Below are 6,421 nucleotides of genomic sequence, written 5' to 3'. Positions count from 1 at the left end.
TCTGGGTTGAGGCTGGAGAGCTGTGCCATCCACCGCGAAAACTGAACCGCTTTCATGATAGATCCCTCATGCTGGGAAAGATCACGATTCAGTTTAGACCACTGCAACAGATAACTCAGACAGAGCCTTTGATTATCCGGTCACGGCCGAGCAGGCCGAACACCTCTGGCAGTATTTTCTGGCCCAGGGCCTGGCAGACTTCGGTGACTACCAGGACGCCATGGCCGATGGTGAGCCATTTCTCTTCCACTCGCGCATTAGCGCTGCGCTGAACATCGGCCTGCTCGATCTGCGGCGGATCTGCGCCGAGGTCGAGGCCGCCTATCGTGCCGGCGACGTGCCGCTGAACGCCGCCGAAGGCTTCATCCGTCAACTGATCGGCTGGCGCGAGTACGTGCGCGGCATCTACTGGCTACGTATGCCGGAGTACGCCGAGGGCAACCGCTTTGGCAATTCACGAGCGCTGCCCGAGTTCTACTGGACCGGCAAGACGCGGATGAACTGCATGCGTCAGGCCATCGGCCAGACTCTGGAGCATGCCTACGCGCACCATATCCAGCGGCTGATGGCCACCGGTAACTTCGCCTTGCTCGCTGGCATCGCGCCCAAAGCCATCTGCGACTGGTACCTGGCCGTTTACATGGACGCCTTCGACTGGGTGGAGCTGCCCAACACCCTGGGCATGGTGATGCATGCCGACGGTGGCTACCTCGGCTCCAAGCCTTATTGCGCCAGTGGTCAGTACATCAAATGCATGTCCAACCATTGCCAGGGCTGCAGCTACAAGGTGAGCGAGAGCACCGGCGAATCGGCCTGCCCGTTCAACGCGCTGTACTGGCATTTTCTGATGCGCCACCGCGAGCCTCTGGAACGCAACCCGCGCATTGGCATGGTCTACCGCAACCTGGCGCGCATGACCGAGGCCAAGCAGCAGGCGCTGTGGGATTGGGGCGAGCGCCTGTTGGCGAAACTCGATGCCGGAGAAATGCTGTGAAGAAGAGTGAGCTGCCGGTGAAGACCTGTGCGGTCTGCGGCCTGCCGTTCACCTGGCGCAAGAAGTGGGCACGCTGCTGGGACGAGGTGCGCTACTGCTCAGAGTGCTGTCGGCGTTCGCGCTGAGCGGGTGACCGGAGTCGGCTCCGGGCACCCGCTGCGAAGGCTCAGACCTGAAAGCGCGCGACCATGCCCTGCATGTTGGCGGCCAGGCTCGACAGCGCGCGGCTGGCGGTGCTGGTCTGTTCCGAACCAGCCGAGTTCTGCAGCGACAGGTCGCGAATGTTGATCAGGTTGCGATCCACTTCACGGGCGACGTGGGCCTGCTGTTCGGTGGCGCTGGCGATCACCAGGTTGCGGTCGCCGATCTCGGCAATCGACTGAATGATCTGATCCAGCGCGACTCCCGCGCCCTCGGCGATGTCCAGCGTCTGCTTGGCTAGCCCGTTGCTCGATTCCATGGCGCGCACCGCCTGTTCGGTGTCACCTTGCACGGTACTGATCATGGTCTCGATCTCGCGGGTGGATTGCCCGGTCTTGTGCGCCAGGGCGCGCACTTCATCGGCAACCACGGCAAAACCGCGACCCGCTTCGCCTGCACGTGCAGCCTCGATGGCGGCGTTGAGGGCAAGCAGGTTGGTCTGTTCGGCGATGCTGCGAATCACGTCGAGTACCTGGCTGATGCCACGGATCTTGCCGGCCAGTTGGCCGAAGTTGCTTGAGGTCGAATCGACATCGGCAGCCAGTTGGTTGATCGACGACAGCGTCTGAGTGATGCGCTCGCTGCCCTGGCGGGCAATGCGCCCGGATTCGCTGGAGCTTTCCGAGGCACTGGCGGCGTTACGCGCCACCTCATCCACGGCGCTGCTCATTTCGGTGACGGCAGTGGCGGCCTGGTCGATCTCCAGGCTTTGCTGGTGCAGGTTGCGCGCGGTGCCATCAGTGACGGCACTCAGTTGTTCAGCGGCCGATGCCAGTTGATTGGAGGCGTCGGCGATCTGTTCGATGGTGCCGCGTAGATTGCCCTGCATGCTCTTGAGCGCCTGCAGCAGCTTGGCCGGTTCGTCGTTGCCACGGGTGTCGATGCTCAGGGTCAGGTTACCACTGGCTACCGAGTCGGCCACTTGTACGGCCTCGGCCAGCGGCCTGACGATGCTGCGGGTCAGCAGCGTGGCGAGTATGACCGTCGCGATGGCGGCAAGCGCCATCACCAGCAGCGTGCCACGGGTGGCCTGAATGTAAACGCGCTCTGCGGCTGTGGCTGCCTCCGAGGCACCCTCGCGGTTGTGCGTGATCAACTCATTGAGTGACTTGATCATGGCGTCGGCCTGAGGGTTCAGGCTGCCATAGAGCAGTTCCAGCGCGGCAGGGCGGTTACCGGTCTCGAGGTGGTGGACGAGCTGGGAGCGGGTGCTCAGGTAGGTACTTTCGTAACGCTTGAAATCATCGTAATGGGCCTGCTCTTCGGCCGAGCTGATCATGCCTTCGTAGCGTTGCAGCACGCGTCCCAGGTCAGCCAGAAGGTTCTCTGCAAGCCGCGTGCTCTCCTGCAATTGCTGCGCATCTTCGCTGAGCAACATGCGCAGGGTCGCCGCGCGTAGACGCAAAATATCCTGCGTGACATCACCGAGGGTATTGAGGCTGGGAATCCAGTTGTTTTCGACCTCGCCGGAGCGGTCGTGCATGCTGTTCATCTGCATCAGGGCGAAGCCGCCGAGGGCGAAGACCATCAAGGCGATCAAGCCAAACCCGATGGCGGCGCGTGGAGCTATGGAGATGGATCTGAAACTCATGATGGCAGTACTCGGAAATTGAGAAGGTGACTCACGGGCAGAGGATTCTTGTCGTTATCAAGGTCGATCAGTCTCCCTGCACGCAGTCGCTGAGACCGTGCTGGAGTGCTTCGATCTTCTCGTAGAGGCTTTCGACCAGGGCGACCAGTTGCGGATCGAAATGCTTGCCGGCTTGTTCGCGGATGTAGGCCTGAGCCTTTTCGATGGGCCACGGCTCCTTGTAGGGGCGCGGCATGCGCAACGCGTCGTAAACGTCGCAAATGGCGACGATGCGGCCTGACAGAGGGATCTGTTCCCCCTTCAGGCCATTGGGATAACCACTGCCATCCCATTTCTCGTGGTGGCTCAGGGCAATTTCGGCTGCCAGGTCGGTGAGCGCAGAGGCGTGCTGGTCGGTGAGGATGGAGTGGCCGATTGCCGGATGCTGCTGCATCAGCTGACGCTCCTCCTCGTTCAGTGGCCCGGGCTTGAGCAGGATATGGTCAGCGATGCCGATCTTGCCGACATCGTGCATCGGGGCCGCCTGGCGCATCAGCTCGACCCACTCCGGGCTCATGCCGTGAGCCTCGGCAATCAGCGCGGCGGACTCGCCGATACGGACGATATGGTTACCGGTCTCGCTGTCTCTGTAGGCCGATGCCCGGCACAGGGTACGCACCAGCGCACCATAGCTCTGGTTCAGCTGGGCTGTGCGTTCGCGTACGCGCTGCTCCAGGCTCATGTTGGTTTCCTGCAGGGCCAGGCTGGCCTGGCTCAGTTGCAGGTTGCTGCGCACTCGCAGGATCACCTCGGGCAGGTCGACGGGTTTGCTCAGATAATCGTTGGCGCCCAGTTCCAGGCCGGTGCGGCGGCTGGCCGCGTCGTTCAGCGCGGTGATGATGATGATCGGGTTGCTGCTGCGATCACGGTCGGCCAGCGCGCGGAGAATGTCGAAGCCGTTCGGCGCCGGCATGTCCAGATCGAGCAGCAGCAGGCTCCAGGGGTTGTGCTGCAACCAGTCCAGCGCGGCGGCCGAATCGGAGAAACTGATGGTGTCGCGCAGGCCAAAGGCCCGGAGGCTGGACTCCAGCAGGCGACTGTTGGCGATCACATCATCGACGATGACCACGCGTGATTGTCGAAAGTCCTTAGACAGCATCGTTAGCCTCCTTACCGGTCAGGTCGCAGACCAGTTGGTGTAGTTCATCAGGATCGATGGGCACGCCGAGCAAGGCGCTGGCACCCAGGCCGACCAGTTCCTGCAACTGATCTTCACGGCTTAGCAGAATCACCGGCAGGTCCGCCAACTCGGCGCTCTGGTGCAGGGCGCGGAGCAGGTCGCGGCCGTCCAGGCCATTCAGCTCGACGCTGAGCAGCAGCAGATCAGGACGTCTGCTGTGCAGCGCCGCCAGCAGTTGCTGGCCATCCTCGAACTGCTGCAGATCGATATCGGCCAGCGCCTGGCTGACGATTTCACGGTTCGTGCGGTCTAGGTCGCCGTGATAGACGCATGCCTGGTGCGACGTCGATTCAACTGCTTCAGCTTGTACCGGGGTGACGTGGCGCGGCAGGTCGATCCAGAACTGGCTGCCCTTGTTCGGCTCGCTGTGCAGGCCCATCTCGCCATTCATCAGCGCTGCATATTCCTTGCACAACGATAGGCCAATTCCGGTGCCCTGGATGGCGCCGTTCTCCTGGCCCAGGCGCTGAAAGGGTTCGAACAGCAGCGGTTGCAACTCACTGGCGATACCCATGCCGGTGTCGCTGACCATCAGCCGTACACGGTCATCATGTTTGGTGCAGCTCAGGCTGATACTGCCGGACGGGGTGTACTTGATGGCGTTGGACAGCAGGTTGAGCAGCACCTGGCGCAGGCGCCGCTGGTCCGCCAGTACCGGCACGGCTGTTTCCGGCAGCGTCAGCTTGAGTTCCAGGCCATGGGCTTCGACTTCCGGTGCGACCAGGTCGGCGCACTCGTTCATCAGGGCGACGGCGTCGACCTTGGTCATGTCCAGGCGTGGCTGGTCGCTCTGCAGGCTCGACCAGTCGAGGATATCGCCCACCAACTGGTTGAGGTGGCGGCTGGCGAGCAGGATTTCTTCCAGGTAGTCGGTGTCCTGCTTGTCCGGCTGAGCCTGTTGCATGCGCATCAATTGCGCGAAGCCCTGGATGGCGTTGAGCGGGGTGCGCAGCTCATGGCTCATGCTGGAGATGAACTGGCTCTTGGCGCGGCTGGCTTCCTGGGCCTCGTGGCTGGCGCGCTGAAGCTGGGTGGCGCTGCGTTCCAGGCGCTGGCCCATGGATTCGACGTCATCGATGATCGCCTCAAGTTCGGTGATGGTGGTCGCCGGGCGCTTGGGCTTCCAGTTGCCCTGGCCGATTTCGCGGAGCATGGCAACGATGCCGCCGATGGGTTTGCGCAGGCGCTCGGTCAGTTCGCGGGCACGGCCCCACATGAAGGCGAAGAACACCAGGTAGAACAACACCAGGCCGCCGATCAGCAGGTAGCCGATGTTGCGGTAGTGGCTGGCCAGTGCGTTGGTCTGGCTGAAGACTTCGGCCTCGTCGACGACGGTGAGCATGTGCCAGTCGGTAGCCGGGATCGTGGCCCAGGCGACCAAGTGCGGACGGCCGTTGAGTCGGACCGAGAGTACGCCTTTGTCCTGCTGTGCGATGGCTTTGGCGAGGTCTTCGGTATCGGCACGTTTGCCCAGGTTGAAGTCTTCAGGCTTGAACAGCTCCGAACTGATGGCTTCGTCGTAGGAGTGGGTGGTTAGCTCGTCCAGGCCGAAGTCGTCTTCGCCAGCGGGAGGCAGTGCCATGATGTTCATCTGCTTGCTGACGATCACGCCATAACCATTCCAGGGCACGTCGAGGCTCTGAATGTGTTCGAGCAGCTTGCCGACGGTGATGTCCAGGCCCACCACGCCTTCCAGAAAGTCGCCGCGCATGACGGGGGCAACGGCAGAAAGCATCCAGCCCTGGCCAGCCGGGTCGAGGTAGACGTCGGTCCAGGTGACCTTGCGTTCGGGGTTGTGCTTGGCGTCTGCCAGGTAATAGAAGTTGTAGTCCGGTATCACCATGTCGTGGGGATACTGCGAAGGTGTGTCGAACCATGGAAAGATGCGGTTGTAGCTGTCCCAGCTGTTGAAATAGATGCTGGCTACCAGCGGGTTTTGCCGCACGGTTTCACGCATCAGCGGGTCGAGGGTGGCCAAGCGCGCTACCTTGTCCAGATCCTGCTTATCCAGGGGCGTGACGTTGGAGTAGAAGGAGGCCGCGCCACCGTCATCGCGTGGGCTGTAACGCACGCCGCTGGGCGTAACGGCCAGTTCTGCCGGCGCACTCGGCTGGCTGTTGTCCAATGCTTGCTGGGTCAGGGAGGCATAGGTGCTGGTGAGGCGCGCGATGTGGCCAGCTCGCTTTCGACCCGATGCGCTTCCTGGCTGGCGGCCGCTTGCAGGTCGCTCAGGGTTGTCTCGCGCAGATGGGATATCTGCGCATCGCGGATCGATGCGTTGCTGATCAGGTAGACGCTGATCAGTACCGTCTCCACCAGAATCAGCGGAATCAATGCCGTCTGTACGAAAGCGCGCCATATCCATGTCCGAAGACTGACTTGAGAGCCGCTTTGCATGACGCACGCTCCTGAGGGG

At 62.2% G+C, this 6,421-nt stretch carries 3 protein-coding genes and 2 pseudogenes; 2 read left to right on the top strand and 3 right to left on the bottom strand.

From position 1 onward, the window contains the following. Positions 1–127: 127 nt before the first annotated feature. Positions 128–994, top strand: a pseudogene (locus PSOLE_RS19405) (cryptochrome/photolyase family protein); the annotation flags it as partial. Then, positions 991–1,119 carry a DUF2256 domain-containing protein gene (locus tag PSOLE_RS19400; protein WP_071387190.1) on the top strand — a complete coding sequence of 43 codons (129 nt, stop codon included), beginning with the start codon at positions 991–993 and terminating at the stop codon, positions 1,117–1,119. The pseudogene PSOLE_RS19405 and the gene PSOLE_RS19400, both read left to right, overlap by 4 nt. Before the next feature lie 41 nt (positions 1,120–1,160). Here the strand turns inward: PSOLE_RS19400 and PSOLE_RS19395 are convergent, their stop codons facing one another. From PSOLE_RS19395 to PSOLE_RS19385, 3 genes and pseudogenes are all read right to left on the bottom strand, one after another. Then, the gene (locus PSOLE_RS19395; RefSeq protein ID WP_074861292.1) at positions 1,161–2,786 is read right to left on the bottom strand and encodes a methyl-accepting chemotaxis protein; all 1,626 of its coding nucleotides are present in this window, start codon (positions 2,784–2,786) and stop codon (positions 1,161–1,163) included. A 67-nt stretch (positions 2,787–2,853) separates the two neighbouring features. After that, positions 2,854–3,924: an HD domain-containing phosphohydrolase gene (locus PSOLE_RS19390; RefSeq protein WP_074861290.1), complete on the bottom strand. Its 1,071-nt coding sequence runs from the start codon at positions 3,922–3,924 to the stop codon at positions 2,854–2,856. Then, positions 3,914–6,402: pseudogene (locus tag PSOLE_RS19385) on the bottom strand (hybrid sensor histidine kinase/response regulator). The gene PSOLE_RS19390 and the pseudogene PSOLE_RS19385 overlap by 11 nt, the downstream one beginning before the upstream one ends. Between the last annotated feature and the right edge of the window lie 19 nt (positions 6,403–6,421).

The sequence above is a fragment of the Pseudomonas oleovorans subsp. oleovorans genome, from assembly GCF_002197815.1.
Taxonomy (GTDB): domain Bacteria; phylum Pseudomonadota; class Gammaproteobacteria; order Pseudomonadales; family Pseudomonadaceae; genus Aquipseudomonas; species Aquipseudomonas oleovorans.
The sequence above is the reverse complement of the archived record's forward strand: the minus strand, read 5'-3'. Positions and strand labels throughout refer to the sequence as shown.